This window comes from Streptomyces tauricus (assembly GCF_014650955.1).
In the GTDB taxonomy this organism is placed as follows: domain Bacteria; phylum Actinomycetota; class Actinomycetes; order Streptomycetales; family Streptomycetaceae; genus Streptomyces; species Streptomyces tauricus.
This window is the reverse complement of sequence record NZ_BMVY01000005.1, coordinates 186229-212794: the sequence shown is the minus strand read 5'-3', so window position 1 is coordinate 212794 and position 26566 is coordinate 186229. Positions and strand designations below refer to the sequence as shown.

Below are 26566 nucleotides of genomic sequence, written 5' to 3'. Positions count from 1 at the left end.
CCCAACAGCTCTCACGCAGTGAACACACGCGGGTACGATCGGTATGCCGCTGGCCTCCCGGAGCGGGATTTCTGCATGCCCTCATGCATCCCTGGGGAGATTCCTGTGTGCATCGTGATTTCTGTGGCGGACGACCTTCCGAAGATCGCCATCTGGGACCCTGACGAAGTGAGCATCCTGGTGGCGCGCGGTACGGCCACAGGTGAACTGATTCGCGAGGTCGCGGCCATCCTGACGATCGACCTCGGTGCGCCGGCTTCGGTGGACGATCGTCTCGTCTGCTTCTGCGGCACCCTGGTGCAGTTACCGGGTGAACTGACAGCCCTGGTCGCCGCCGTCGACTCGTCGTGCGGGCCCGTGTGACCGGGGTTCGGCCATCTCTCCTGGGACCGTCGCGCGGCACCTGCGACGTCGGCGGCGCTTCGTTCGGCCGGCATCGGTCGCATACGGCTGTGGCTGTGGCTGTGGCTGTGGCTGTGGCTGTGCCGAGAGTACGAGGTCATCCCTGACTCGCCGTACCGGCAGTGGCCAGGACTGGCGCCGGGAGCTGGACCGGGGCCGGTGCCGGGTTCGAGGCCGGGGCCGAGGACTGCGAGGGAAGGGTGACGGCGGCGGGTGAGGCATCCACGGCGGGTGCTGCGGGTGCGGGGAGTACGCACTCGATGGCTGCCGTGACTGGCGCGCGGGTGGGGAGTTCGTCGGCGTGGCCCGCGGACGACTTGGCGTTGGAGGTGCCGGTGTCGACGGTGCCGGTCGTCGTGCGGGTGATCCCGGAGGGATGCACGGGGGCCGCGGCGCTTACGGCGTCGGCAGTAGTAACAGCAGCTGGTGCCGTGGCGTCAGTGACGGCGCGGACGGCGGCAGGGGCCGGGGCCAGGGCGCTGTCCCGTGTGACGGCGGTATCCGCGGCCATGGCACGCATGGCACCCACGGAATCCATGGCATCCGTCGCGCCCGTGGCGTCCATGGCGTCCGTCGGCGGCCGGTGCCGGCACGACGGTGAGGAACCGTGCGCCTCCGCGTGGATGCGCTGTTTCATCGTGGGTGGCAGGGAACTCGCCCGCGGGCGGGTCCAGATGGGCTCCTCCTGCGCCGTCGCGTCCTGCGGGGTGTTGGTGTTGCGCGCTGCCTCCGTCGCGGGTACGGCGGCGACGGCGGTCGTAGTGATCAGTCCGAGTGACGTGCACAGCGCGAGGAAGGCGGTGACGACCGCGGTCCACAGGTTCATGACCTTGTTGCGAGTCATGGTCCCTCTCTTTCGGGTGGGTGGATTTGCATACTTTCCTCATGATGTGTATGTCGGTTGCGAAGTGACGGACCGACGCCCGTGGCACGGCGATCTTCTGATGAACACCACTCGGATGGGCTCATTGCTCACTAAATGAGCGGAAGCATGAGGAAAGCGGGGCGAAATCACCCTCGGTGAGGATGTGATCACCCTCCGATCGGAGCGGACGACTCCGGTCCTAATGCGCTGCCCCGACGGGCAGTTGAGGCCCCGACGCAGGTCACCGATCGGTATCGGCCGGTGTGTATAGTCGGGCGCCAGAAGTCCCCAACGCCTAAGAAAGACGAGGTCTCGCGGTGAAGAAGCTTCTCCTGGTCGCACTGGCCGCCATCGGCGGGCTCCTCGTGTACCGCCAGATCCAGGCGGATCGCGCCGAGCAGGACCTGTGGACGGAGGCGACCGACTCCGTGCCCACGGGTTCGTGAGTGTCGACGACAGTCTCAGTACAAACCCCGGCCGCCTTGCTGCGGCCGGGGTTTTGTGTTTGGCGGGAACAGAGGGGTGAGCGTCACAGGAAGCGTTTGTGTCACCGAAGAGGGGGTGGCGCGGCGGTCCGAGGGGCAGGATGGTCGAGGCTTCGCGGGCGTTCGGGACAGTGTCGGGACAGCGACGGCGCCGGCCTGCGGGAGCCCGTTGAGTAGGGGTCCGGGTTACGGCGAGGGGGCGCGTGATGGGGCGGCGCAGGGGATGGTGGCGCGGCCGTACGGTCCTGGCCGGGGCGGCGGCGCTGTTCTCGGTCGTGGCAGTGGCGGGGCAGGCGACGACGGCGACCGCGGCCGGCACTCCCTCTCCCTACCGCTTCGCCGCCGACGCCGAGCGGATCGAGGGCGCGACGAACACCGCCGACGCCGTGCGTCTGACACCGGGCACGTACTACCGGAGCACCATCCGCGACAACGGAAAGCTCTACTACGGGCTGCGGCTCGATGAGGTGTCCAGCGCGTCCGGAGTGTCCGACGCTTCCAGCGCGTCCAGCGCCTACGTGTCGGCCACCGCCGTGCCCAAGCCGGGTACGAAGGTCACGTACTCGGACGGCATCAAGGTATCCCTCCAGGACTCCGACGGCCACAGATGCTTCTCCGGGGATGCCGGTATCGCCCGTTTCGGACCCACCGAGAGCCCGCGCCCGCTGACCGCCTGGGCGTCGCGGAGGGCCGGCCCCGGCGCGTACACCTGCAAGAGTGCCGGTACGTACACGGTGCTCGTCGAGCGTACGAGTGGGCCCGGCTCGTCGTTGGACGACTGGGAGCTGGAGCTCCAGTACGTCTCTGAGCCCGCTCTGGAGAAGGTCACTTCGACGGCCGCCCCTCAGGTGTGGGACTCCGCCTCCCCCCAGGCGCTCGACGGCCTCGCCCGGACCCGCGAGGGCGGTACGAGCTTCAGTGGCGCGCGCTCGTTGGAAGAGGGCGTCTGGAAGGACGGGATCCGGGCCGGACAGACGCTTTTCTACCGCGTTCCCGTCGACTGGGGGCAGCAACTGGACGCCACCGCCGAACTGGGCCCGGCGAGCGGTGACGGCTATCTGGGGAACGCGCTCGTCATGGCGCTCCACAACCCCGTACGGGCCCTGGTGGACGACGCCGACGTCGGATACGACGGCTCGCGGAAGCGGACCGGGCTGGAACCGTTGCCTCCGGTCGCGTACGAGAACCGGTTCGCCGTGGACGACCAGGCCGGCGGCATGCGGTTCGCCGGCTGGTACTACCTCGTCGTGCATCTCGCGGAGGAGATGTCGGACAAGTTCGGCGACGGGCCGTTCGAGCTGACGCTGCGCGTGCGGGTGAGGGGTACGGCCGGGGAGGCGCCGGCCTACAGCGGTGCCGCCGTGCCGCGTGACGTCTTCGAGGTCACCGCGAAGGACAAGGACGCCGCGGCGAGCGGCAGCGCGGCGACCGGTGGAGACGGCGGTGACGGTGGCTCTTCGAGCGAGAACATCGCGATGAAGGCGGTGGCCGTGGGCGGCATCGGTACGGGATCCGTGCTGGTACTCGGGCTCGTGATGTGGACGGTGGTCGCTCGGCGGCGGGCGGGGGCGGACGCGCCCGAGGCCGCCGTGCCCGTTGCCGGCGGAGGAGCTTCACGGACGTACGGACGGTCCCGGGCCCGGTAGCCCAGCGGCTCAGAGCTGTGTCAGCGCCCAGAATCCGACCGCGAAGCAGATCAGCGCGAGCAGGAGAACCGGAACCGTCACCGCCATGGGCGGTCCGGGCCGCCGCCGTGCCCGCCTGGCGCGGTGCCGCGCGACCGGCTGCGCCTGAGGCGGAACCCGAACGCCTTGAGCGGTGTATGAAGCAGTAGAGGCTGTCTCACGAGGCTGTGGCTGCGGCAGCGGCAGAGGTTGGGGCAGGGGCTGGGGCGCGGACAGGGGCAGTGCCGGTGGGGGCGATTGTGGCTGGGGTTGTGGCGTAGGCGTAGACGGAGGCGCGGCGGCGGGAGCCGCTGGGTACGGGGTCTGGGGGGAGGGCACGTGTGTGGGTTCGTACGACTGCGACGAGGAGTACGCGGAATCCGGGAGTTCGCGCGGGGCGGGGGGAGCAAGGGACTGCTCTTCTTGAAGCGGGGGTGGCAGATGGAAGCTGCCGGTGTCCGACGCAGTGAGGGGCTGCGGAGGGGCGGGAGCGATGGTCGGCTGGGGCGGTATGCCACCGGTCCACCGCCCGGGAGCGGCAGCCGAAGTGGAAGGGGAAGGGCCGGGGGAGGGACCGTCCACTGCGGGACCGCCCGCCGGGGAAGCGGTTCCCGTATCGGCCTCCGGAGAGGCTCCACTCGACACCGTGCCCGTCCGTTGGGCCTGTCCTGGCTGCGACCCCGACGCCGGCCCCGGTCCAGGCCCAGGTCCAGGTCCTGGCCCCTGTGCCTGTTCGGACCCAGTAGCCCGAGGCATCGCGGTAGCGGTCGTAGTGGTCGTAGCAGTGGCAGCCGTGCTTGTGAGGGGACCCTCGGGACCGAACCCCGAAGGAAGCGGGCCGAGTTGGTCGAATATCTCGATCAGCTCGTCGTCGGGGCCGGGCTCCGGAAGGAGCTCCCTGGCCGAGACGAGCGCCTTCCGCGCTCCGTTGGCCGTGCGGAACCGCGCGTGGGGATCCGGTTCGAGCAGGGACGCCACGACCTGCCACAGAGGCTCGGGAATCCCCTTGGGGGCGCCTGGCGTGCCATGGGCCTCGAAGTGCTCGACCAGCGCCTTGGCGTCGGGTTTGGCGCCCTCCAGGAGATAGAGAGCCACCAGTCCTACGGCGAAGAGGTCGGCGGGGAAGTCGGGGTCGGCGCCGAGCAGCTGCTCGGGCGCGAAGTAACCGGGGGTGCCCACCACGTAGTTGGTCTCGGTGAGCCGTGGTTCGCCGAGGCGCATCGAGATGCCGAAGTCGGACAGCCGCAGCCGGGGGCGGCCGGTTCCGGTCGACTCCAGCAGGATGTTGGCGGGCTTGATGTCACGGTGCACGATGCCCTCCGCGTGCACCGCGGCGAGCCCCGCCAGCAGCTGGTCGAGCAGGGTGCAGACGAAGGGCGGTGGCAGCGGGCCGTAGTCCCCGATCAGATGGACCAGGGATCCACCACCGACGAGATCCATGGTGAACAGGACCTTGTCGTCGTCGGCGGCCCAGCTGGCGGGAGCGAGCACATGGGGGTGGTCGATCCGGACCGCCTGCTCGCGTACGAAACGCAGCAGCGAGTGGGCGTCGCTCTGCTGGAGCACCTTGGCGGCCACATACCGGCGTCGCCGGTGGTCCCAGGCGCGCCAGACGGCACCGACTCCCCCGTGTCCGATCGGGTCGACCAGTTCGTACCGGCCGGCGAAGACCTCACCCATGGTCGTGCGTCGCTCCCCCTTCGGCGGTCGGTACTGCGGCGGCCTTTCTCGAGGTGCCCGGCTGCCTGACTTCCGGTGGCCGGAAGCCCCGACAGGGCTCCGGTGGCGGGGTGTTCGGCTGCCGGGCGGTGTACTCAGTTCTGGTGGGACTGGTAGTGGGCGACCGCGTCGGAAGTGCGGCCGGCTCCGTACACCCGGAGGAACTCTGCCAGTTCCGGGTGGGTCGGGGCGAGGGTGTCCGCCGCGTCGATGATGTCCCCGGCCGCGGACACCGAGCGCAGCAGTGACTGGATCTCGCGCACCACGCGCTTCACCGTGGGCGCACCGCCCGAAGTGGTCGTCGACTGCGTGGTGTTGCTGAGCACCGAGCCCCCTTGAGACTTCTTGATCTCGTCCATGCGTTCGGTGGCCTCGGCGGCGCTGGCACTGCCGTCCGCGACCTGACCTGCGAGATCCTGCAGCAGCTGTACGCGCTGGACCACCGCGGGATTGCCGATCTTGGCGCGCTGGCCGCTCATCAACTGAGACAGCATGGGCGCGGACAGACCGAGCACCCCCGCCAGACGGGCCTGGTTGAGACCCAGGTCATCTATGAGCCTACGGAAGAGCGCCCCCAGCGGCTCCCCGTACCAGTTCCGCTGCAGCTCGCGGGCTCTCGCGGTTGCTTCCTGCTGTGCGGCGTCCATGCGCGTCTCCCCATCGCTTCCCCAAGTACCGCGGTTCGCTGTAGCGAACCACGTCGAGCATCTTACGGAGAGTGGTCGTGCACGGGGACCCCCAATCTTTTTGCGGGATACCCGGGGTGACCCGGTACTCTGGTCTGCGGTGGCCGTCCGGAGGGAGATCTTTCCGGCGTTTGCCTCCCTTTCGGGGCCTTAGCTCAGTTGGTAGAGCGCTGTCTTTGCATGGCAGATGTCAGGGGTTCGACTCCCCTAGGCTCCACAAGTAGAACCCCCTCCGACCGGCTTTACGCAGGTCGGAGGGGGTTTTCTCATGTGGTGGGGCGGGGGAACCGGGCGAGCGCCGTCCCTCTCGGGGGCCTGTGGAGGCCGACTGTGCGTCCGTCCGTGCTGCTGCCCGTGGTGCGAGGTGCATCGCCTGTGAAGAATTTCGATCTCACGTGATGTCGTGGTGATCCCGCTCCGCGTCGGCCTCCTCAACGGGTCCGGGGCGGGCGGGAATTGGTCCTCCGTCGTGACGTGACGTGGCCTCATCAACCTTCAAGATGCACCTTTCCTGAGGTGCCGAAACTCCATTGGGTCATGTGCGGTGAGGTGCGTCACAGGGTTTTCGTTGCGATCTTTGCGATTGTTTGCGCAAAGGAGTGCCCGGCGGGAGGCGTGCGTGGCTGTCGCTCGGGTGGTCGGGGTGACGTGGGGGTGGCATGCAGGAGTCGTGAAGGCATGCGTGAGCTGCTGTGAACGAAGGTGCGTAACCAGAACGCTGCGCTCCGTTAGTCGGATCGGTGCGAATGTTGCACAGTCGGTCGATTGCAAACGTCATCGCGGATCGATGACGTAAACAGCGCCATCGCGATGCAGTTGCGCAGTCGCCGAGGGGTCAGGCAGGTATCGCGCACCTCGACGGGCGGCGTCTGTTTCACGTGAAACATGGCTGTAGGGCAGCAGACTTGAAGCCTCCTGCCCTACAGCTCTTCACTGTGTCCGTTTCCGGCATGCCCGGTATCGGCGCCGCGCACGTCAGACGTGCCGGACGCGTCAGCCGCGCTCGGTGCGGTCCGCCGCTGCCTCTGCCTCGGCCTGCTTGGCCTGGACCTCGGGGTCGAGGTCTTCCTGGCCGCTGCCGTCGACCGACGTCAGACGGCCGGTCTCCGGGACCTCGGTGGCGGCGGGCGGTTCGACCAGCCAGTCCGGGTTGGCCTGCTTGTCCCACCACTTCCAGGCGGCGAAGGCGCCACCGGCCAGGAGGCCCAGAACGGCCAGCCTCTTGGCGAGGCGGCCGGTCCTGGCCCGCCGCTCGTGCTTGCGGACCAGCTTCTCGACCTCCTTGGCCGAGACCTGGCCGCGCAGAGCTGCCAGCGCCGCCGTGCTCCGGGACGCGGCCTGCTCACGGACGGGTCCGGCCGCGGCCCTGGCCTGCTCGATCCGCGGACGGGAGTAGTCCGCCGCCTGCCGAGCGGCCTTGCGCGTACGGACGGCGGCCTCGTGCGCGGCGTGATCGACCTTCGGCGGCACATGGGTGAGCGCCTGCTCGATACGTGGTGCGAGATGGGCGTCGTACTGGGTGCGTGCCTGTTCGGCGGCTGTGACGGCGGCGGACGACACCTTGGGTGCGAGCTTCACACGTGCTTCATGCGCGTAGTGGGTGGCTCGGTCCTTTGTCGTGTCGGCGTAGGGCGCCACCACTTCCGCGGCGTGCCGCACGCTGTCCTTCGCCGACTCGGCCGCCGCGCGCACGCTGTCCTTGCGGGTCACGGGGATCCTCCTCCTCGGTGGCGTACATGGGGGCTCGGGGGCCGTCCCCCGGAAAGTCACAGTTCGCCTTTCCACCCTTATCCGGATCATGCCTGCCGGAGCACTTCGGGGCATGTGAGGACAGGCATCCGGGTCATGAATGGTGACTCCGGGTGTACTTGGTGCAATAACCGATCAATATGGTGCAACAGGAGCCTGGGACGACAATGCCACGGATCCCCCGACCGCGCGCCTGTTTGGTGCGAAGCGGCTGAACCGGTGTGTACGGCGGTGACGGAAGACTGGCGGCGCGGTCCGTGCGAGGATCGGTCAGTCACAAAGGACAACGGAAGGCAGATCGTGGCCGAGCAGCTTTACGCCACCCTGAAGACCAATCACGGCGACATCGAAGTGCGGCTCCTGCCGAACCACGCGCCCAAGACGGTCCGGAACTTCGTGGAACTCGCCAAGGGCGAGCGTGAGTGGACCAACCCGGCCACGGGTGCCAAGACGACGGACAAGCTCTACGACGGCACGGTCTTCCACCGCGTGATCAGCGGCTTCATGATCCAGGGCGGCGACCCGCTGGGCAACGGCACCGGCGGCCCCGGCTACGAGTTCGAGGACGAGTTCCACCCGGACCTCGCCTTCGACAAGCCGTACCTGCTGGCCATGGCGAACGCCGGCCCGGGCACCAATGGCTCCCAGTTCTTCATCACTGTTTCCCCGACGGCGTGGCTGACCCGCAAGCACACCATCTTCGGTGAGGTCACCGAGGGGGCCAGCCAGAAGATCGTGGACGCCATCATCTCGCTGCCGACGAACCCGCGCACCGACCGTCCCCTCCAGGACGTCGTCATCGAGTCGGTCGTCGTCGAGACCCGCTGACCCGACAACCGCGGACTTCCCCTGTCGGTGAGTCCCCTTCCGGCCCGGTGCCGGAGGGCTCCCGCAGGGAACCAAACGCCCCGCCCGTCCGTAAGGATGAGCGGGGCGGTGCGTTGTGTACCCCGTGCGTACAGAAGGATGAGGGGAACCCGATGGACCAGGCACCAGGCAGCCCGCAGGGACCTCAGGGTGCCCCGAGCCTGCCCACCTGCTACCGGCATCCGGACCGGGAGACCGGCGTCCGCTGCACCCGGTGCGAGCGCCCCATCTGCCCCGAGTGCATGATCAGCGCTTCGGTCGGCTTCCAGTGCCCCGAGTGCGTACGAGAGGGTTCCGGCACCGGGCACGCGCCCGGAGCGTCGCAGCCCCGCACCCTCGCGGGCGGCACGGTCACCTCGGACCCGCGGCTCGTCACCAAGATCCTCGTCGGCCTCAATCTCGCGGTCTATCTGGTCCAGCTCTCCGTGGGCGACCGGTTCACCGACAGCTTCGACCTGATCGGCCGGGCGTTCGTGCCGATCCTCGGCGATGTCGAGGGTGTGGCCGAGGGCCAGTGGTACCGGATGGTCACGGCGATGTTCCTGCACGGGAGCTATATCCACATCGCTTTCAACATGCTCAGCCTGTGGTGGATCGGCGGCCCCCTGGAGGCGGCGCTCGGCCGCGCCCGCTATCTCGCCCTGTACGGGGTCTCCGGACTCGCCGGCAGCGCGCTCACGTATCTGATCGCCGAGCCGAACCAGCCCTCGCTCGGTGCCTCCGGAGCGATCTTCGGTCTCTTCGGCGCGACCGCCATCCTGATGCGGCGGCTCAACTACGACATGCGCCCGGTCATCGCCCTGCTGGTGATCAACCTGATCTTCACCTTCGGGTGGAGCAACATCGCCTGGGAAGCCCACATCGGCGGCCTCGTCGGTGGTGTCCTCATCGGCTACGCGATGGTGCACGCGCCCCGCGAGCGACGTGCGCTCATCCAGTACGGCGCGTGTGCGCTGGTGCTGCTCGCGGTTGTGGTCATGACACTCATCAGGACTGGTCAGCTCACCTGAGCGTCCACGTTGTCCACAGACCGTGGCGGATCCTGTGCATGCTGTGTGGGAACAAGTGTGCCCCCTGTCGCTGACCTGGGTTTCCCCAGGCAGGACAGGGGGCGAACATGCTTCCGGATCCCGGTAGGTCAGTCACACCGGCGTCAACATGACGGCAGTACCGAGAGGGTTATCCACAGATCTTCTGACCTTTTCCCCACTGTGGAAATCTCTGTGGATAACTCAGTGGACAACTTGGGCCAGGGCTTGCGGACAAGGGCTGGTACGGACTCCGTACAAGCCCTCGGCACTGCGGGCGGGAGTCACTTCCACTGCGTGGAGACGCCGAATCCCGCCGCGATGAAGCCGAAGCCGACCACGATGTTCCAGTTGCCCAGGGAGTCGATCGGCAGCGAGCCGTCCGTCACGTAGAACACGACGATCCAGGCGAGGCCGATGAGGAACATGGCCAGCATGACCGGGGCGACCCAGGCACGGCTGTTCAGCTTGATGTTGGTCGCCTGCTTCGCCGGAGGCGGCGTGTAGTCGGCCTTCTTGCGGATACGTGACTTCGGCACGAGGGTCTCTCCTGTCGATGCGCTGCGTGGCCGCGCAGGGAACGTGGGCTGCCGGGGCAGCGTACAAGGGGACTCCTAGGACCTGTCCTAGCGCTCCCCCGGGCGTCCGTTAGCGTAGTGCTTCCGTGGCGCCGAAGGAGATAAGGGTACGTTGAGCAATTCTGCCGACTCTCCCCAGTCGGGTTCCAGCCCTGGCCGTATCCGGCGATTTCGGCCGGTGCGCTTGCTGACCATGGCCGTCTTCGCGCTGGCCGGGCTGATCTTCTTCACCAGCTTCGACACGGCCAACGGCACCAACATCCGTACGGACGCCTCGCTGCTGAAGCTCTCCGACCTCATCCAGGAGCGCAGCCACAAGAACGGGCAGCTCGACGAGAGCAACGGTTCGCTGCGCGACGACGTCGAGACCCTCGCCGAACGGGACAACGGCAGTACCGCGGCGGAGGCGGCCAAGCTCGCCGCCCTGGAGAAGCACGCGGGCACCCAGAAACTCAAGGGCAAGGCCCTCACCGTCACGCTCAACGACGCGCCCCCGAACGCGACGGCCAAACTCCCCGGCTACCCCGAGCCGCAGCCCGACTACCTGGTCATCCACCAGCAGGACCTGCAAGCCGTGGTCAACGCCCTGTGGCAGGGCGGGGCCAAGGGGATCAAGGTCATGGACCAGCGGCTGATCTCCACCAGCGCCGTCCGCTGCGTCGGCAACACCCTGATCCTCCAGGGCCGCGTCTACTCGCCCCCGTACAAGATCCAGGCGATCGGCGACCCGGAGAAGCTCCAGAAGTCCCTCTCGGCGTCCCCGGCGATCCAGAACTACATGGTGTACGTCAATGTCTACGGGCTCGGCTGGAAGGTCGAGGAGGACGGGACGCGCACCCTGCCCGGCTACTCGGGCACGGTGGATCTCCACTACGCCAAGCCCGTGGAGTAGCGCAGCCGATCTCCCGAAAGTCCCTGCGGGTTCCCAGGACCCCGTGCGGCGGGGCCCGTTGGGGTAGAAGGCTGTGGAGAACGGGAACAGCTGCCGCTGGGGGACCTTGTGTCGGTGCGAGTGGTCGTCAGGACGTTCAGCGAGCTGTGCATCACGGTCGGCACCGTGATCGTGCTCTTCGTGGTCTACGTGCTGTTCTGGACGGGCGTGAAGGCCGACACCGCGATGGACGACCAGATCGAACAGCTGCAGGAACAGTGGGCCAGGAACTCCGCGACGGCCGGGCCCGGCAGATCGTCCACCAAGGAGAGCCCGGGCACGGCTCCGGCGAAGCCCGCCGCGTACAAGGACGGCAGGCCCTTCGCCGTCATGTACATCCCGAGGCTTGGTTTCACGTGGAACAAGCCCGTACTCGAAGGCACGAGGACGAAGACCCTCACCAAGGGCCTGGGCCACTACGCGAGCACCGCGCAACTCGGTCAGCGGGGCAATTTCGCCGTCGCCGGCCATCGCCGGACGTACGGGGACCCGTTCAAGGACTTCCCCCGGCTGCGCCCGGGGGACGCGGTGGTGCTGACCGACGGCACGTCCTGGTTCACGTACCGCATCGACACCAGGCCCTACAAGACGCTGCCGAGTGACACAGCAGTCATCGACCCCGTCCCGAGGAAGTCCGGGTACACGCGAGAGGGCCGTTATCTGACGCTGACCACGTGCGACCCCGAATGGGGCCACAGTCATCGGTTGATCGTCTGGGCACACCTTGACGAAACCCAGCCCGTGGAGGCTGGGAAACCGAGGGCTCTACGCCGTTAGTCTGGGTGGGTACGGCGTGAGTCTGGTGCCGTGGTGCGACGGAAGGGACGGCATGTACGGCTTTATCTGGCGGATTCTGCCGGGGAACACGTGGATCAAGGCGCTGCTCTCGATCGTGCTGGTCCTCGCGGTGGTCTACGTGCTCTTCCAGTACGTCTTCCCGTGGGCCGAACCGCTGCTCCCCTTCAACGATGTGACGGTGGACAACCAGTGACCGCGCGGATCCTCGTCGTCGACAACTACGACAGCTTCGTCTACAACCTGGTCCAGTACCTCTACCAGCTCGGCGCCGAGTGCGAGGTGCTGCGCAACGACGAGGTGGCGATGGCCCACGCGCAGGACGGGTTCGACGGCGTGCTGCTGTCGCCCGGCCCGGGCACGCCCGAGGAGGCCGGGGTCTGCGTCGACATGGTGCGGCACTGCGCCGCGACCGGGGTCCCCGTCTTCGGGGTCTGCCTCGGAATGCAGTCGATGCAGGTGGCGTACGGCGGGGTGGTGGACCGCGCGCCCGAGCTGCTGCACGGCAAGACCTCACTCGTCGAGCACGAGGGCCGGGGTGTGTTCGCCGGACTGCCGTCGCCCTTCACCGCCACGCGCTACCACTCGTTGGCCGCCGAGCCCGGGACCGTGCCGGCCGACCTGGAGGTCACGGCCCGTACCCACGACGGGATCATCATGGGTCTCAGACATCGCGAACTCCCCGTCGAGGGAGTGCAGTTCCACCCCGAGTCCGTGCTGACCGAGCACGGCCACCAGATGCTGGCCAACTGGCTGGCCGAGTGCGGCGACCAGGGAGCCGTGGCCAGGTCGGTGGGGCTCGCCCCGGTGGTGGGCAGGGTCACGGCGTGACCGCGCTGCGCCCCGAGCGCGACAGTGCCGCCCCGTACGGCGAGGACGCCGGGTACGGGGGCGCTGCGGCGTTCGAGGCGCCGGGCGCCGGCGGCGCGATGCGGGCCGCGGTGGACGGACTGGCGGACCCGCTCAGCGATCCTCTGCCGGGACGGCGGCAGCCGGCGGCGCCGGAGCAGGGGTGGTACGACCCGCAGCCGTACGCACCGGACTGGAGCATCGGGCAGAACGCCTCGACGTACGCGCCGCCCCAAGCCCAAGCCCACCCCCAGCAGCCTTACGTACAGCCGCAGCCGCAGCAGCCCTATGCGGGCGGGGGACCGCAGTCGGCGGCGTACACCGGGCCCCAGCAGTCTTACGGGCAGGCGCAGACGGCGTACCCCGGGTATCAGGAGGTGCGGCCGCCATACGGCGAGACGTACGCGCCCGCCACCCCGGTCACGCACGTCCCGGTCGCGCCCACCCCGGTCACGCCCGTCTCGCAGCCGCTCCCGGCAGAGCAGCCGTACGCGCCCGCGTCGACGTACGACGCTTCGCCTCCCGCCGACGAGACGGTCGCGTTGCGCGTCGCCGACATCGAGTCCATAGCGAGCCGTCAGGCGCCCTCGACGCCCTCTGCGAGCCCAGTGGCGGCTCCGGGGCCCTCGGGTGCCCCGGGAGGCCGTGCGGCCCGGCGCAAGGCCTCCAGACGCCACGGGCGGCACGGCGGGACCGACGCCGGCGGGCTGCACGAGGAGCAGTCGGGGGCCGACGCGGCCGAGGCGCCCGTATCGCGTGCGGCGGCCCGGCGCGCGGCGAAGGCGCGCAAGCCCGGGGCGGCCGTGATGGCGAGCCGCGCGATCGGCGAGGTGTTCATCACCACCGGTGTACTGATGCTGCTGTTCGTGACCTACCAGCTCTACTGGACGAACATACGGGCCCACGCGCAGGCCGACAGCGAGGCGAGCAGCCTCCAGGACGACTGGGCGAGCGGCAAGGGCGCTCCGGGCTCGTTCGAGCCGGGGCAGGGTTTCGCCCTGCTGCACATCCCGAAGCTCGACGTCGTCGTACCGATCGCCGAGGGCATCGACAAGAAGCGGGTCCTGGACCGCGGCATGGTGGGGCACTACGCCGAGGAAGGCGTGAAGACCGCGATGCCGGACGCCAAGAAGGGCAACTTCGGGCTCGCGGGTCACCGCAACACCCACGGCGAACCGTTCCGCTACATCAACCGCCTCAAGCCGGGCGACGCGATCGTCGTGGAGACGCAGAACAAGTACTTCGTCTACAAGATGGCCTCGATCCTGCCGGTGACGTCACCGAGCAACACGGCCGTCCTGGACCCGATTCCCAAGGGGTCGACCTTCAAGTCGGCGGGCCGCTACATCACTCTGACCACCTGCACCCCGGAATTCACCAGTAAGTACCGGATGATCGTCTGGGGCACGATGGTCGAGGAACGCCCGCGCGACAAGGGCAAACCGGACGAGCTCGTCGGCTGAGCGCGACCTCTGAGCACGACCTCTGAGCACGATCTTCTGAACACGATCTTCTGAACACGATCTTCTGAGACACCAGACGGGGACAACGCAGTGGCAGCGACGACCGACCACGAAGAGCACACGGACGCGCCGGCGTCCCCGCCCGCGCCGCGGCGGCGCGGCGGCGGCCCGGTCGCGACGGCCGTCAGCGTCCTGGGCGAACTCCTCATCACGGCCGGCCTGGTCCTCGGCCTGTTCGTCGCCTACTCCCTGTGGTGGACGAACGTGATCGCGGACCGCGAGGCCGACAAGCAGGGCGACAAGGTGCGCGACCACTGGGCCGAGGACCGCGGCCCGGTCGGTCTGGACACCAAGGACGGCATCGGGTTCCTGCACGTCCCGGCGATGAAGAACGGCGAGGTGCTGGTCAAGAAGGGCACCTCCACGAAGCTGCTCAACAACGGCATCGCCGGCTACTACACGAACCCCGTCAAGTCCGCGCTCCCGCAGGACAAGAAGGGCAACTTCTCGCTGGCCGCCCACCGCGACGGCCACGGCGCGAAGTTCCACAACATCGACAAGCTCAAGAAGGGCGACGCGATCGTCTTCGAGACCAAGGACGACTGGTACGTCTACAAGGTCTACGCGACTCTTCCGGAGACGTCGAAGTACAACATCAAGGCGCTGGCTCCCGTCCCGAAGGAGTCGGGCAGGACCAAGGCGGGCCGCTACATCACGCTGACGACCTGCACGCCGGTCTACACGTCCCGCTACCGGTACGTGGTCTGGGGCGAGCTGGACCGCGTGGAGAAGGTGGACGCCGACCGGACGCCCCCGGCGGAGCTGCGCTGACGATCCCGTGCGGCTCAGTACGGCCAGTGGGGCTCAGCACGACCCCGGTACGGTTCCCGCAGAGCGCTTGTAGCACTGTAGCGCTGTACGACGAAGCCCCGGTCCCCTCCGTTGAGGAGGGGGCCGGGGCTTCGTCGTACGGTCGGGGAGGGCTTACGGGCGTCAGCCCGAGCCGCCTCCCAGGAAGCCGCCGCCGTTGCCGCCGTTGTTCCCGCCGGTGTCGACCGTGACGAGGTTGACCTTGTCGCCGGGCTTCACCTCGTTGCCCTGCCCCGGGTCGCTGGCGAGGACGATCGCGTTGTCGTCCTGCGACCCGTTGATGTTGCCGACCTGGAGCTGGCTCTGCGCGAGGACCTGCTTGGCCTGCGCGAGGGTCATCTGGGTCACCTTCGGCATGGCGAACTTCTGCGGCTCTTCCTCCTCCTGCTTCTTCTTGCCGATCTGGATGGTGACCGTGGACCCCGGGTCGGCCGGCGAGCCCGCCTGCGGCGAGGTCGAGATGACCTTGCCGACCAGGTTGTCGTCGTCGGTCTCCACCTCGGTGCAGGTACCCGTCAGATCGTTCTGCTCCATCTGGGCCTTGGCCTGGTCACAGCTCTGACCGCCGACGTCGGGAACGGTGGACTGTTCCTTCTCCTTGGCGACGGTGAGGGTGATCGTGGAGCCCTTCTGCACCTCGTCACCCGCGGACGGGTTCTGATCGAGGACGGTGCCGGGGTCCTCGCTGGACTCCTTGCTCTCCGTCTTGACCTTGAACTCGTACTTCTCCGCTTCGAGCTTCTTGGTCGCCGTGTCCACCGGGTCGTCGATGACGTTGGGAACCGCCACCTTCGGCGCCCCCGTCGACACGGTCAGCGTGATCGTGTCGCCCTTCTTGACCTCGGTCTTCGCGGCCGGGGACTGGTCGCACACGCTGTTCTTGGGCGTGTCCTCGCACGGCTTCTCGTTGATCGTGAGTTCGAGATCGACGTTGGACGCCCGCTGTTTGGCGTCGGCGAGGGTCATGTTCACGAAGTTGGGGGTGTCGAGGGTGTCGTTCCCGCCGCCGCCGTCCCCCGTGAACGCCCACTTGCCGATGAGGATCGCGCCGATCAGCACGAGCACACCGGCGACGACCAGCAGGATCGTCGAGGTGTTGTTCTTCTTCTGCTGGCGGCGCCGGCCGGCCCGGTCGTCGTAGCCGAAGCCGCCGTCGTCCGGGTTCTGCGGAGGCAGCATCGTGGTGTGCTGGCCGTCCGAGGAGCGCAGGGCGGTGGTCGGCTGGTCGTCCGGGTAGCCGCCGTAGCCGACCGAGCCCATGGCGGCGGTGGCCGCGACCGGCTGGCCGTCGAGGCAGGCCTCGATGTCGACGCGCATCTCGTCGGCGGACTGGTACCGGTAGTCCGGGTCCTTGGTCAGCGCCTTCAGGACGATGGCGTCCATCTCGGGGGTGATCTCGGGGTCGAAGACGCTCGGCGGCTGCGGCTCCTCGCGCACGTGCTGGTACGCGACCGCCACCGGGGAGTCCCCGATGAACGGCGGGCGCACCGTCAGGAGCTCGTACAGCAGACAGCCCGCCGAGTACAGGTCGGAGCGGGCGTCGACCGGCTCGCCCTTCGCCTGCTCGGGCGAGAGGTACTGCGCGGTCCCTATGACCGCCGCGGTCTGCGTCATCGTCATCCCGGAGTCGCCCATCGCGCGGGCGATACCGAAGTCCATGACCTTGACCTGGCCGTTGCGCGTCAGCATGACGTTCGCGGGCTTGATGTCGCGGTGGACGATGCCGGCGCGGTGCGAGTACTCGAGGGCCTGGAGGATGCCGATGGTCATCTCCAGGGTGCGCTCGGGCAGCAGCTTGCGCCCGGAGTGCAGCAGCTCGCGCAGCGTGGACCCGTCGACGTACTCCATCACGATGTACGGGATGGAGATGCCCTCGATGTAGTCCTCACCCGTGTCGTACACGGCGACGATCGCGGGATGGTTGAGCGAGGCGGCCGACTGGGCCTCCCGGCGGAACCGGGCCTGGAACGACGGGTCGCGCGCGAGGTCCGCTCGCAGCGTCTTCACCGCTACCGTGCGGCCGAGCCGGGTGTCATGGGCGAGGTGTACCTCCGCCATGCCACCACGGCCGAGCACGTGGCCCAGCTCGTACCGGCCGCCGAGGCGACGCGGCTCTTCCATAGCTACCTACCAGCCTTTTCCGACGGTCCCGACCACACCACGTGTGGTCCGGCGGTGTGCTGTCCGGGCATACCGTACCCGGACCGCCTTGACTGACCTGGCCACAACCGTCACCCGATACAGGACCGGTATCGCAACGTGCACCGATGTGAAGGGGACGTGAGCGGGGTCACTTCTTGCTGTCGATGACTGCCTTCATCACGTCCCTCGCGATCGGAGCGGCCAGACCACCGCCGGAGATGTCGTCACGGTTGGCGCTCTCGTCCTCGACCACCACGGCGACGGCGACCGGAGAGCTGCCGTCGTCGAGCTTCGCGTACGAGATGAACCAGGCGTACGGGTTCTCACTGTTGTCGACACCGCGCTGGGCGGTACCGGTCTTGCCGCCGACGGTGACGCCGCTCTCGTTGATCTGGGCGTTGGTACCGGTGCCCTTCTCGACGACCGTCTCCATGATCGACTGAAGGATCTGGGCGTTCTTCTCGGAGAGCGGCTCGCTCATCTTCTCGGGGTCGGTCTGCTCGATGACGTCGAGGCTCGGCGCCTGGAGTTTGTCGACCATGTAGGGCTTCATGAGCGTGCCGTCGTTGGCGACCGCCGAGGCGACCATCGCCATCTGCAGCGGAGTCGTGGCGGTCTCGAACTGGCCGATCGAGCTGAGCGCGGTCTGCGGCCTGTCCATCTTCTCGGGGAAGATGGAGGCGCTGGAGCGGATCGGCACGAACTGCTCCTCGTTGAAGCCGAACTTCTTCGCCGTCTCCAGCATGTCCTCCTTGCCGACGTCGACGCCCAGCTTGCCGAAGACGGTGTTGCAGGACACGCGCAGCGCCTCGCGCAGCGTCGCGTTCTTGCAGGGGATGTTCCCCTCGTTCTTCAGCTCGGTGGTGGTGTCCGGCAGGGTGTACGGAAGAGGCGAGTCGGTTTTCTCATCGGCGCTGTCGACGACGCCGTGCTCCAGTGCCGCCGCGGCCGTGACCACCTTGAAGGTCGAGCCGGGCGGGTAGATCTCGCGCAGCGCCCGGTTCTGCATCGGGTCGTCGGGGTTGTTCTTCTTCTGCAGCTTGGTCCAGGCCTCGCCGTCGACCTTGGTGGAGTTCCCGGCGAACGTCGAGGGGTCGTACGAGGGGGTGGAGGCAAGCGCCAGGATCGCGCCCGTCTCCGGGTCGATCGCGGCGACGGCGCCCTTGCCCTGCTTCAGCAGACCCTTGTACGCGGCCTTCTGCGCGGCGGCGCTGAGCGTGGTGACGACGTTGCCGCCCTCCTGCTTCTTGCCGGTGATCATGTCGAGCGTGCGGCGGAAGAAGAGCCGGTCGTCGTTGCCGGTGAGGATGCCGTCCTCGATGCTCTCCAGCTGCGTGGCGCCGAAGGCCTGCGAGGCGTAGCCCGTGACGGGGGCCCACATCGCGCCGTCCTTGTAGGTGCGCTTGTACTCGAAGTCGTTGAAGTCGTCGCCGTTCGTCTTGGTGGACCCGGTGATCGGTTCGCCGTCGACGATGATGTCGCCGCGCGGTGTGGCGTAGCGCGCGATGGCGACGCGGCGGTTCTTCGTGTCGTCCTTGAGGGAGTCCGCCTGGACGTACTGGATCCAGTTGTCGCGGATGAGCAGGGCGAGCACGAGGAGCCCGCAGAAGATCGCGATCCGGCGCAGGGGCTTGTTCACGGTCGGACCACCTGGGTCATCTCGGCGTCGGGGTTGGGTGCGGGGGCCGGCGCGGGCCGGCGGGCGGTGTCGCTGATGCGGATCAGGATGCCGATGAGTGCCCAGTTGGCGATGACGGAGGAACCTCCGTACGCCAGGAAGGGCATCGTCATACCGGTCAGCGGGATCAGGCCCATGACGCCGCCGGCGACCACGAAGACCTGGAGGGCGAAGGCGCCCGAGAGACCGATGGCGAGCAGCTTGCCGAAGGGGTCGCGGGCGGCGAGGGCGGTGCGCACGCCGCGTTCCACGATCAGGCCGTACATCAGCAGGATCGCCATCACGCCGGCCAGACCCAGCTCCTCGCCGAAGGTGGCGAGGATGAAGTCGGAGTTGGCGGCGAAGCCGATGAGGTCGGAGTTGCCCTGGCCGAGACCGGTGCCGAGGGTGCCGCCGGACCCGAAGGCCCACAGGGCCTGCATGGACTGCTCGGTGTGGCCGATGACGCCCTGCTGGCTGAGCTCGTACTCGCGCATCGGGTCGAGCCAGGCCTGGACGCGCTGCTGGACGTGCGACTCGAAGGAGGCCACGCCGACGGCGCCCGCCGCGGACATCAGCATGCCGAACACGATCCAGCTGGTCCGCTCGGTGGCGACGTACAGCATGATCACGAACATGCCGAAGAAGAGCAGCGAGGTACCGAGGTCGGTCTCGAAGACGAGGATCAGGATGGAGATGATCCAGACGACGATGATCGGGCCCAGGTCGCGGCCGCGCGGCAGGTAGATGCCCATGAAGCGGCGGCTGGCCAGGGCGAGCGCGTCACGCTTCACCATGAGGTAGCCGGCGAAGAAGATCGCGAGGACGATCTTCGCGAACTCGCCCGGCTGGATGGTGAATCCGGCGATCGAGATCCAGATCCTGGCGCCGAAGACGTTCAGGCCGAGGCCCGGTACCAGCGGCAGGAGCAGCAGGATCAGCGCGCCGACCATGGAGATGTACGTGTAGCGCTGCAGGACGCGGTGGTCCTTGAGGAAGACCAGCACGATCACGAAGAGGGCCACGCCCAGCGCGGAGTACAGCAGCTGGCGGGGGGCCGCTTCGACGAACGTGCTGGCGGCCTGCAGCCGCTTGGACTGGTCCAGGCGCCAGATGACGACCAGACCGATACCGTTCAGCAGCGTCGCCAGCGGCAGCAGCAGCGGGTCCGCGTACGGCGCGAACTTTCGTACGACGATATGGCCGACGCCCGCGAGCAGGCCGAGGCCGAGCCCGTAGCTCAGCAGGCCCGGTGGCACCGAGTCATTGATGGCCAGTCCGACGTTGGCGTAGGCGAACACCGGGATGACCACGGCGAACACCAGCAGCGCGAGCTCGGTGTTGCGCCGGCTCGGTGTGCCGATCGAGCCGATCGTGGACGTGTGGTGCGTCGACGTGTTGGAAGTACTGCTCATCGTGTGACAGGGCCCCTCACGGCTGCTTACTGCTTACCGCACAGCGAGACCAGCTTCTGCTCTTCGTCGGAGAGGCTGGGGCCGGGTGTCGGAGTGGGTGCGGTCGTGGACTTGGACGGGTCGGGCGTCGCCGACTGCTCCCCCGAGGGGGGCGCCGTCGGCGTCGGTGTGGCCTTGGACGCGACGGAGGTCCGAGTGGTTCCCGTGACCCCGCCGGCCTCGCCCTCGCCGGTCTTCGCGTTCTGCTCGCTCTCGGCCTTGCGACGGTCGGCGTCCTTCTTGCACGCGGACGCCTGCGTCTCCAGCTCGTCGATCTTCGACCGGGCGTCGTCCAGACCGCCCTCGGTGATCGTCGCCTTGACCTGCTTCTGCTGGTACGGCGGCAGGTACTTGAGTTCGATCTCGGGGTGGTCCTTCTCCACCTTCGAGAGCGAGACCCAGGCGAGGTCCTGGCTGATACCGCGGTACAGGGCGACGTGCTCGTCGTTGGCACCGACGTAGTACTGCGTCTGCGTCCAGCGGTAGCCGCCGTACAGGCCGCCGCCGATGACGCCGAGCGCGAGCACGATGTAGAAGGATCTCTTCAGCCACTTCCGGCCGGAGCGCGGCTTGACGAAGTCCTCGTCGGAGTAGTCGCCGAACCCTCCGGTGGGTACGTAACCGGTGGCGTCGCCGCTGCCGGGCGGGCCGAACTCGCCGCCGCCCTGTCCGGGGACCTGGCGGCCGAGGTTCGAGGCGCGGCCCGCGGGTGTCTGCATGGCGCCGTTGTCGTGCAGCTGGTGCTGGTTCTCGGCGACCGCGCCCACGACGACCGGGGTGTCGGAGAGCTGCCCGGCGAGGGTGTCCCCGCCGTCGATGTCGAGGACGTCGGCCACGATGACGGTGATGTTGTCGGGGCCGCCGCCGCGCAGCGCGAGCTCGATCAGCTGCTGAACGGTCTCCTGGGGGCCCTGGTAGCTGGCGAGGGTGTCCTCCATCGTCTGATGGGAGACGACCCCCGAGAGCCCGTCGGAGCAGATCAGGTACCGGTCGCCGGCGCGGACCTCACGGATGGAGAGATCGGGCTCGACGTGGTCGCCGCTGCCCAGCGCGCGCATGAGGAGGGACCTCTGCGGGTGGGTGGTCGCCTCTTCCTCCGTGATGCGGCCCTCGTCGACGAGGCGCTGCACCCACGTGTGGTCCTGCGTGATCTGCGTCAGGACGCCGTCGCGCAACAGGTAGGCGCGCGAGTCGCCGACGTGCACGAGGCCGAGCCGCTGACCGGTCCACAGGAGGGCGGTGAGGGTCGTCCCCATGCCTTCGAGCTGGGGGTCCTCCTCGACCATCATCCGGAGCTGGTCGTTGGCGCGCTGCACGGCCGTGCCGAGCGAGGTGAGGATGTCGGAGCCGGGCACGTCGTCGTCGAGCGCGACGATCGTGGAGATCACCTCGGACGAGGCGACCTCACCGGCCGCCTGGCCGCCCATTCCGTCGGCGATCGCGAGCAGCCGCGGTCCGGCGTAACCGGAGTCCTCGTTGCCCTCTCGGATCATGCCTTTGTGCGATCCGGCGGCGAAGCGCAGTGACAGACTCATGCGCACCTCGCCCGTCGGCTCCGGGTACATCCGCACGGTGCCCACCCTCCGGTCGGGAGCGCGCCGGGGTCCGTCGTGGGGACCGCCGCTGCTCGCTCGCTCCGCTCGCTCATTGTCGTACTACTTCCGCAGCTCGATGACGGTCTTGCCGATGCGGATCGGCGCGCCCAGCGGAACCGGCGTGGGGGTCGTCAATCGGGTCCGGTCGAGATACGTGCCGTTGGTGGACCCGAGATCCTCGACGATCCACTGGCCGTCACGGTCCGGGTAGATCCTGGCATGCCTGCTGGATGCGTAGTCGTCGTCCAGCACGATGGTGCTGTCGTGTGCGCGGCCCAGCGTGATGGTCTGTCCCTGAAGGGCAACGGTCGTGCCCGTGAGGATGCCCTCCGAGACGACCAGCTTGGTGGGAGCGCCGCGGCGCTGACGGCCGCCGCCGCCACTGGGAGTGGCCTGCTGTCGCTGCGGTGGGGGTGCGCTCTGGCGCGCAGCGGCCTGCTGCGGCCTCTGGGCTTCCCGTCGCGACCCGCGCTGTGTGACACGCGTTCCGAACAGGTCGCTGCGGATGACCTGCACGGCCACGATCACGAACAGCCACAGTACGGCCAGGAAACCCAGCCGCATGACCGTGAGGGTCAGCTCTGACATTGCCCCCGCTTCACCCTTCGGCTTGCCGGTAAATGATGGTGGTGCTGCCCACGACGATCCGCGAGCCGTCGCGGAGCGTAGCGCGGGTGGTGTGCTGTCCGTCCACCACGATGCCGTTGGTGGACCCAAGATCCTGGACGGTCGAGGGCGTTCCGGTCCGGATCTCACAGTGCCGGCGCGAGACGCCGGGGTCGTCGATCCGCACGTCGGCTTCGGTGCTGCGGCCCAGCACGAGCGTCGGGCGGGAGATCTGATGGCGGGTGCCGTTGACCTCGATCCAGTGCCGCGTACGTCCGCCCGGCTGCGGGGCCGCGGCGGGCCGCTGGCCCGCGGGTGCGGCACCCGGGCGTCCGCCGGGCGGCGGTGCGGCGGGCATGGGCGGAGCGGCCGCGGGCGGATAGCCGTAACCACCAGCCTGACCGCCTGCCTGGCCGCGGGGGGCCGCCGGGGGCGGGCCCGCGGGGGCGCGCTCGGGAGCGCCCTGCTGGTTGGCGGAGGAGGCGAGCGTACGGCTGCGGACCCGGTACAGGCCCGTGTCGAGGTCGTCCGCCTTCTCCAGGTGGACCTTGATGGTGCCCATGAACGTGTAGCGCTGCTGCTTGGCGTAGTCGCGCACCATGCCGGCCAGCTCGTCGCCGAGCTGGCCCGAGTAGGGGCTGAGACGCTCGAAGTCCGGCGTGCTCAGCTCCACGATGAAGTCGTTGGGGACCACGGTCCGGTCCCGGTTCCAGATGGTGGCGTTGTTGTCGCACTCGCGCTGCAGCGCTCCCGCGATCTCCACCGGCTGGACCTCGGACTTGAACACCTTGGCGAAGGTGCCGTTGACCAGACCTTCGAGGCGTTGCTCGAACTTCTTCAGGACTCCCATGGGGCACCTCCTCCTGTGTCATCGCCCTGGTACTGCTTACTGATCGTATCCACGCGCCGGGAAATCGGCTGGTTCCCCCTGTCGGCCCGGTCGACAGATGTCGACGCCCACTGAAGTCCCCTCCCGCTGTTCCCGCCGAAGTCCCTCTTCGAACTCCCCCGAGGCACTCCGTATGGGGAGGATCGTAGAGGCGGCCCCACCACAGTGTCCCGCACGCGGCAGCGGACCCCGGCCCCCTGACGGGGAGATGGCCGGGACCGGTACGAGGTTGATACGTGAACCGGTTCCGCTTGGTACGTGGCAGCGGGGGTCGGTGGGATCCGGGGCGCCACGGGAGTCGGTCGTGCTGGTGACGGCGGGGTGACGCGGAGGCCGGTCGCGGTGCCGCGGACCTCCGGCCGGGCTCCCGCCGCCCTCGGAAACGGATGTGATTCCACCCCGACCACCGTGCTAATCTTCTGCATGTCGGAAGGCGCTCACCCACCAGGTGGGACACGGAAGACACACCCAATGCGCGGGTGGCGGAATAGGCAGACGCGCTGGATTCAGGTTCCAGTGCCCGAAAGGGCGTGGGGGTTCAACTCCCCCCTCGCGCACCAGCGGAGACGGGCCTTCGCCGGAACGAAAGTTCCGGCGAAGGCCCGTTTCTCGTTTCCACGGCACCACGGTCATCACCATCGTCGCGACGGTCACCGTCACCGCGACCATCGTGACTGTCCCGCCGGTGACCTCCGGCCCGGCCCGGTCGTGACGCGATGGCCTCTGACGGTGAGCTATCTCACGGTGGGGGGCGCTGTGGGGCCGGAGGGCCTGAGGACCTGAGCGCTGGGACTGCGGCCGGTGCGACTCGGCTTGTCAGCGCCAGCTCTTAATCACTCACGCCGAGCGCACGATCGATCCCATGCGGAACAACTCTCTTCAGACGCTGCCTCGTATTGGAACGGCGTGTGCGCCCCTCTATGTCACCGGGGTGCGGCGCGTGAGTCAGTGCCATCACATGATGAAGTGAGCTGTTCATGATCGGTCAACAGCAGGCGAGAGCAGCTGAGAGAACGGGTGCGTTTTCTGATCGGCCGGCCCGGGGCGGCTCCTTGGCCGCTTCGGCGGTGAGGTATCTCACGCTCGGCAGCGCCTAGGGTGCCTGTTCGGGCTATGTGGTGGGAGTGGGGCTTTGTGAAGGTGATCCTCTTCGGGGCGACCGGGATGGTCGGGCGCGGAGTTCTGCGGGAGTGCCTCCGGGACGAGGCGGTCGAGAGCGTGCTCGTGATCGGCCGTACGACGGTGGGGGTCACGCATCCGAAACTGCGCGAGATCCTGCGGGCCGACCTCAATGACCTCAGCGAGCTCGACGGGCTGGAGGGTGAACTCTCCGGGTACGACGCCTGCTTCTTCTGCCTCGGCGTCTCGGCGGCGGGCATGAAGGAGGCCGCGTACCGGAAGGTCACGTACGACCTCACGCTCTCCGTGGCGCGCGCACTGGCCGCGTCGAGTCCCGGGCTGACCTTCTGTTACGTGTCGGGGCAGGGGACCGACAGCTCCGCGCGTGGGCGGGTGATGTGGGCGCGGGTCAAGGGGGAGACGGAGAACGCGCTGCTCGCGCTGGACGGCGTGGACGCGTACATGTTCCGGCCGGGGCTCATCCAGCCGTTGCACGGGATCACGTCCAAGACGCGGGCCTACCGCGTGATCTACGCGGCGACGGGGCGTCTGCTGCCCCTCCTGCGGAAGCTGGCGCCCCGCCGGATCACCACCACGGAGCAGGTGGGGCTGGCGATGGTCGCCGTGGCGCGCGGCGAGTCCGAGGATCGGGTGCTGGAGACCGAGGGGATCAACAGGCTCGCGGGGGCGTAGGCGTAGACGCGCGCCCCGCCCATGGTGGTGGGGCGAGGCGCGGGTCCGGTCTGATGATCCGTTCAGGTCCGTGCGGCAGCGTGCCGTGGGGCGTCAGGCCGCCTTCGGGGCGAGCTGTTCGGCGAGGGTCCGGCCCTTGGTGGCGGCGTCCTCAAGGGCCTTGTCGCGGGACGCCTCGAAGAGCGGGACCAGGTCGGCCAGCGCCGGCATGTGCGGGGCCATGGTGAGCTCCGGGACGATGAATTCCACGTCCAGGCCGAGCATGTCCTTGAGGACGGCCCCCAGGTAGTTCTGTACGTACTCGTAGCCCTCGCGGGGCGTGCCCGGCCCGTAGGCGCCGCCTCGGCTGGCCACGACGGTGACCGGCGTGCCCTTGGCGGACTGGGTCTCGCCCGCGGTGCGGCCGACGACGACCACGTTGTCCAGCCACGCCTTCAGGGTCGACGGGATCGAGAAGTTGTACATGGGCGCGCCGATGAGGATGGCGTCCGCCCGCTCCAGTTCCTCGATGAACTCCAGGCGCCCGGCGAAGGCCGCGGCCTGCTCCGGGGTGTGCTCCGACGGGTCGGCGAAGACGGCGCTGTGGGCGTCGGCGGTGATGTGCGGGACCGGGTTCGCGGAGAGGTCGCGGTAGATCACGGTGCCCTCCGGGTGCTGCTCCTCCCAGGCCTTGCGGAAGGCGTCCGTGACGGAGCGGGACGCCGAGGCGGAACCGGGAAGGACGGACGAGTCCACGTGCAGCAGGGTGGCCATGGGTTCTCCATTTGAGGTGTTCGAAATCTGAGGTCTTCGAAGGGGGGCGTGCGCCGAAAAAGGGGGTGTTGGCGCCGTGGATGAGCCGGGTCAGGACTCGCCCACGGCGTTGCTTTTTCGTTCGTAACTATGAATAACACAGGAGCTTACTTTTTTTCATCCCCATGCGGCGCGGCAAGTACCCTGAAGGCATGGCGGTCCAGGAAAACCACGACGCTGCGTCGTGCAGGCGGGTCGACGACGGCATCACCCGTGTCTTCCAGGTGATCGGAAAGCGCTGGACGGGCCCGATCGTGGCCGTGCTCATGCCTGCCCCCGTGCACTTCGCGGACCTGCGCCGGGCCATCCCCGGCATCAGCGAGCGCATGCTCTCCGACCGGCTCACCGAACTGGCGGGGGTCGGGGTCGTGGTGCGCGAGGTCGACGAGGGGCCGCCGCTGCGTGTCTCCTACCGGCTGACGGAGGCCGGTTCCGCGCTGGAGCCCGCGCTCAGGGAACTGGGCATGTGGGCGGAGAAGTACCTGTTGGAGGACGGCCGTTGCGCAGAGCAGTTCCGGAAGTAGCGGAGCGGGCCGGGTCTCGTCGGCCCCCTTGCTGAGCTGGGGTGTTATCCACAGGTGCGGAGTTGTCCACAGGGGCTCACGCGAATCGGCGCCCGGCGGTACGGTCGTCCCGAGTTGATGTTCGTGCGCGGGGGAGGCGGTTCG

The 26566-nt window shown here is 68.4% G+C and carries 24 protein-coding genes, 2 tRNA genes and 1 pseudogene; 15 read left to right on the top strand and 12 right to left on the bottom strand.

The genetic code is table 11. From position 1 onward, the window contains the following. Nucleotides 1-123: 123 nt before the first annotated feature. Nucleotides 124-363 carry a hypothetical protein gene (locus IE278_RS11430; protein ID WP_246570253.1) on the top strand — a complete coding sequence of 80 codons (240 nt, stop codon included), beginning with the start codon at nt 124-126 and terminating at the stop codon, nt 361-363. 607 nt (nt 364-970) lie between these two features. On the opposite strand, the pseudogene IE278_RS41950 reads toward IE278_RS11430, so the two are convergent. Beyond that, nucleotides 971-1246, bottom strand: a pseudogene (locus IE278_RS41950) (DUF6344 domain-containing protein); the annotation flags it as partial. A 338-nt stretch (nt 1247-1584) separates the two neighbouring features. On the opposite strand from IE278_RS41950, the gene IE278_RS11420 reads away from it, so the two are divergent. Further along, nucleotides 1585-1713 carry a DLW-39 family protein gene (locus tag IE278_RS11420; RefSeq protein ID WP_003999697.1) on the top strand — a complete coding sequence of 43 codons (129 nt, stop codon included), beginning with the start codon at nt 1585-1587 and terminating at the stop codon, nt 1711-1713. Nucleotides 1714-1958: 245 nt separating this feature from the next. Further along, nucleotides 1959-3398 carry a hypothetical protein gene (locus IE278_RS11415; RefSeq protein ID WP_189771336.1) on the top strand — a complete coding sequence of 480 codons (1440 nt, stop codon included), beginning with the start codon at nt 1959-1961 and terminating at the stop codon, nt 3396-3398. Between the two features lie 9 nt (nt 3399-3407). On the opposite strand, the gene IE278_RS11410 is transcribed toward IE278_RS11415, so the two are convergent. Beyond that, nucleotides 3408-5096: a serine/threonine-protein kinase gene (locus tag IE278_RS11410; protein ID WP_189771334.1), complete on the bottom strand. Its 1689-nt coding sequence runs from the start codon at nt 5094-5096 to the stop codon at nt 3408-3410. Between the two features lie 134 nt (nt 5097-5230). After that, a complete protein-coding gene (locus IE278_RS11405; protein ID WP_107017870.1) occupies nt 5231-5782 on the bottom strand; it encodes a helix-turn-helix domain-containing protein in 552 nt (183 codons plus the stop codon). Nucleotides 5783-5965: 183 nt separating this feature from the next. On the opposite strand from IE278_RS11405, the gene IE278_RS11400 reads away from it, so the two are divergent. Beyond that, nucleotides 5966-6038 (top strand) — tRNA-Ala (locus IE278_RS11400). Nucleotides 6039-6814: 776 nt separating this feature from the next. Here IE278_RS11400 and IE278_RS11395 read toward each other — a convergent pair. Next, a complete protein-coding gene (locus tag IE278_RS11395) occupies nt 6815-7531 on the bottom strand; it encodes a DUF5324 family protein (protein ID WP_189771332.1) in 717 nt (238 codons plus the stop codon). A gap of 339 nt (nt 7532-7870) precedes the next feature. On the opposite strand from IE278_RS11395, the gene IE278_RS11390 reads away from it, so the two are divergent. Together IE278_RS11390 and IE278_RS11385 are read left to right on the top strand one after the other, a co-directional pair. After that, a complete protein-coding gene (locus IE278_RS11390; protein WP_189771330.1) occupies nt 7871-8398 on the top strand; it encodes a peptidylprolyl isomerase in 528 nt (175 codons plus the stop codon). 152 nt (nt 8399-8550) lie between these two features. Continuing rightward, complete coding sequence (locus IE278_RS11385) at nt 8551-9447, top strand: rhomboid family intramembrane serine protease (protein WP_189771328.1); 897 nt, start codon at nt 8551-8553, stop codon at nt 9445-9447. 302 nt (nt 9448-9749) lie between these two features. Here IE278_RS11385 and crgA read toward each other — a convergent pair whose 3' ends face one another. Beyond that, entirely contained in the window at nt 9750-10004 is a 255-nt protein-coding gene (gene crgA, locus IE278_RS11380; protein WP_055517312.1) for a cell division protein CrgA, read from the bottom strand. Between the two features lie 151 nt (nt 10005-10155). On the opposite strand from crgA, the gene IE278_RS11375 reads away from it, so the two are divergent. From IE278_RS11375 to IE278_RS11350, 6 genes are all read left to right on the top strand, one after another. Then, entirely contained in the window at nt 10156-10935 is a 780-nt protein-coding gene (locus tag IE278_RS11375) for a DUF881 domain-containing protein (protein WP_189771326.1), read from the top strand. A 114-nt stretch (nt 10936-11049) separates the two neighbouring features. After that, nucleotides 11050-11751 carry a class E sortase gene (locus IE278_RS11370; RefSeq protein WP_189771324.1) on the top strand — a complete coding sequence of 234 codons (702 nt, stop codon included), beginning with the start codon at nt 11050-11052 and terminating at the stop codon, nt 11749-11751. Between the two features lie 52 nt (nt 11752-11803). Then, nucleotides 11804-11965 (top strand): hypothetical protein, encoded by a 162-nt coding sequence (locus IE278_RS11365; protein ID WP_189771322.1) that lies wholly within the window; start codon nt 11804-11806, stop codon nt 11963-11965. Continuing rightward, nucleotides 11962-12600: an aminodeoxychorismate/anthranilate synthase component II gene (locus IE278_RS11360; RefSeq protein WP_189771320.1), complete on the top strand. Its 639-nt coding sequence runs from the start codon at nt 11962-11964 to the stop codon at nt 12598-12600. The genes IE278_RS11365 and IE278_RS11360 overlap by 4 nt, the downstream gene beginning before the upstream one ends. Continuing rightward, nucleotides 12597-14081 (top strand): class E sortase, encoded by a 1485-nt coding sequence (locus IE278_RS11355; protein ID WP_246570252.1) that lies wholly within the window; start codon nt 12597-12599, stop codon nt 14079-14081. The genes IE278_RS11360 and IE278_RS11355 overlap by 4 nt, the downstream gene beginning before the upstream one ends. A gap of 90 nt (nt 14082-14171) precedes the next feature. Then, nucleotides 14172-14912, top strand: a complete 741-nt coding sequence (locus tag IE278_RS11350; RefSeq protein WP_189771318.1) for a class E sortase — start codon at nt 14172-14174, stop codon at nt 14910-14912. Between the two features lie 162 nt (nt 14913-15074). Here IE278_RS11350 and pknB read toward each other — a convergent pair whose 3' ends face one another. The 6 genes from pknB to IE278_RS11320 all read right to left on the bottom strand — a co-directional run bounded on the left by pknB (nt 15075) and on the right by IE278_RS11320 (nt 23255). Beyond that, nucleotides 15075-17072, bottom strand: coding sequence for a Stk1 family PASTA domain-containing Ser/Thr kinase (gene pknB / locus IE278_RS11345; protein WP_189771316.1), 1998 nt, complete (start codon nt 17070-17072; stop codon nt 15075-15077). Between the two features lie 169 nt (nt 17073-17241). After that, complete coding sequence (locus tag IE278_RS11340; RefSeq protein ID WP_189771314.1) at nt 17242-18732, bottom strand: peptidoglycan D,D-transpeptidase FtsI family protein; 1491 nt, start codon at nt 18730-18732, stop codon at nt 17242-17244. Next, a complete protein-coding gene (locus IE278_RS11335) occupies nt 18729-20165 on the bottom strand; it encodes an FtsW/RodA/SpoVE family cell cycle protein (RefSeq protein ID WP_189771313.1) in 1437 nt (478 codons plus the stop codon). Before IE278_RS11335 ends, IE278_RS11340 begins: the two co-directional genes overlap by 4 nt. Nucleotides 20166-20191: 26 nt before the next feature. Next, nucleotides 20192-21769, bottom strand: a complete 1578-nt coding sequence (locus IE278_RS11330) for a Stp1/IreP family PP2C-type Ser/Thr phosphatase (protein WP_189771539.1) — start codon at nt 21767-21769, stop codon at nt 20192-20194. A 90-nt stretch (nt 21770-21859) separates the two neighbouring features. Next, nucleotides 21860-22387: an FHA domain-containing protein FhaB/FipA gene (locus IE278_RS11325; protein WP_189771312.1), complete on the bottom strand. Its 528-nt coding sequence runs from the start codon at nt 22385-22387 to the stop codon at nt 21860-21862. A 10-nt stretch (nt 22388-22397) separates the two neighbouring features. Next, on the bottom strand, nt 22398-23255 hold the full coding sequence (locus IE278_RS11320; protein WP_189771311.1) for an FHA domain-containing protein: 858 nt from the start codon (nt 23253-23255) through the stop codon (nt 22398-22400). A 512-nt stretch (nt 23256-23767) separates the two neighbouring features. Between IE278_RS11320 and IE278_RS11315 the strand changes: the two genes are divergently transcribed. Both IE278_RS11315 and IE278_RS11310 read left to right on the top strand, forming a co-directional pair. Next, a tRNA-Leu gene (locus IE278_RS11315) sits at nt 23768-23854 on the top strand. Between the two features lie 574 nt (nt 23855-24428). Continuing rightward, nucleotides 24429-25106 (top strand): NAD-dependent epimerase/dehydratase family protein, encoded by a 678-nt coding sequence (locus tag IE278_RS11310; RefSeq protein ID WP_189771310.1) that lies wholly within the window; start codon nt 24429-24431, stop codon nt 25104-25106. 93 nt (nt 25107-25199) lie between these two features. Here the strand turns inward: IE278_RS11310 and IE278_RS11305 are convergent, their stop codons facing one another. Beyond that, complete coding sequence (locus tag IE278_RS11305) at nt 25200-25859, bottom strand: FMN-dependent NADH-azoreductase (protein ID WP_189771309.1); 660 nt, start codon at nt 25857-25859, stop codon at nt 25200-25202. A gap of 191 nt (nt 25860-26050) precedes the next feature. Here IE278_RS11305 and IE278_RS11300 point away from each other — a divergent pair, with 191 nt between their 5' ends. After that, complete coding sequence (locus IE278_RS11300; protein ID WP_189771308.1) at nt 26051-26422, top strand: winged helix-turn-helix transcriptional regulator; 372 nt, start codon at nt 26051-26053, stop codon at nt 26420-26422. Nucleotides 26423-26566: the final 144 nt, after the last annotated feature.

Coding starts and splice junctions, on each gene's coding strand:
- IE278_RS11415 (WP_189771336.1), top strand. CDS start 1,959: ATGGGGCGGCGCAGGGGATGGTGGCGCGGCCGTACGGTCCTGGCCGGG.
- IE278_RS11410 (WP_189771334.1), bottom strand. CDS start 5,096: ATGGGTGAGGTCTTCGCCGGCCGGTACGAACTGGTCGACCCGATCGGA.
- IE278_RS11405 (WP_107017870.1), bottom strand. CDS start 5,782: ATGGACGCCGCACAGCAGGAAGCAACCGCGAGAGCCCGCGAGCTGCAG.
- IE278_RS11385 (WP_189771328.1), top strand. CDS start 8,551: ATGGACCAGGCACCAGGCAGCCCGCAGGGACCTCAGGGTGCCCCGAGC.
- IE278_RS11365 (WP_189771322.1), top strand. CDS start 11,804: ATGTACGGCTTTATCTGGCGGATTCTGCCGGGGAACACGTGGATCAAG.
- pknB (WP_189771316.1), bottom strand. CDS start 17,072: ATGGAAGAGCCGCGTCGCCTCGGCGGCCGGTACGAGCTGGGCCACGTG.
- IE278_RS11335 (WP_189771313.1), bottom strand. CDS start 20,165: ATGAGCAGTACTTCCAACACGTCGACGCACCACACGTCCACGATCGGC.
- IE278_RS11330 (WP_189771539.1), bottom strand. CDS start 21,769: ATGTACCCGGAGCCGACGGGCGAGGTGCGCATGAGTCTGTCACTGCGC.
- IE278_RS11325 (WP_189771312.1), bottom strand. CDS start 22,387: ATGTCAGAGCTGACCCTCACGGTCATGCGGCTGGGTTTCCTGGCCGTA.
- IE278_RS11320 (WP_189771311.1), bottom strand. CDS start 23,255: ATGGGAGTCCTGAAGAAGTTCGAGCAACGCCTCGAAGGTCTGGTCAAC.
- IE278_RS11305 (WP_189771309.1), bottom strand. CDS start 25,859: ATGGCCACCCTGCTGCACGTGGACTCGTCCGTCCTTCCCGGTTCCGCC.
- IE278_RS11300 (WP_189771308.1), top strand. CDS start 26,051: ATGGCGGTCCAGGAAAACCACGACGCTGCGTCGTGCAGGCGGGTCGAC.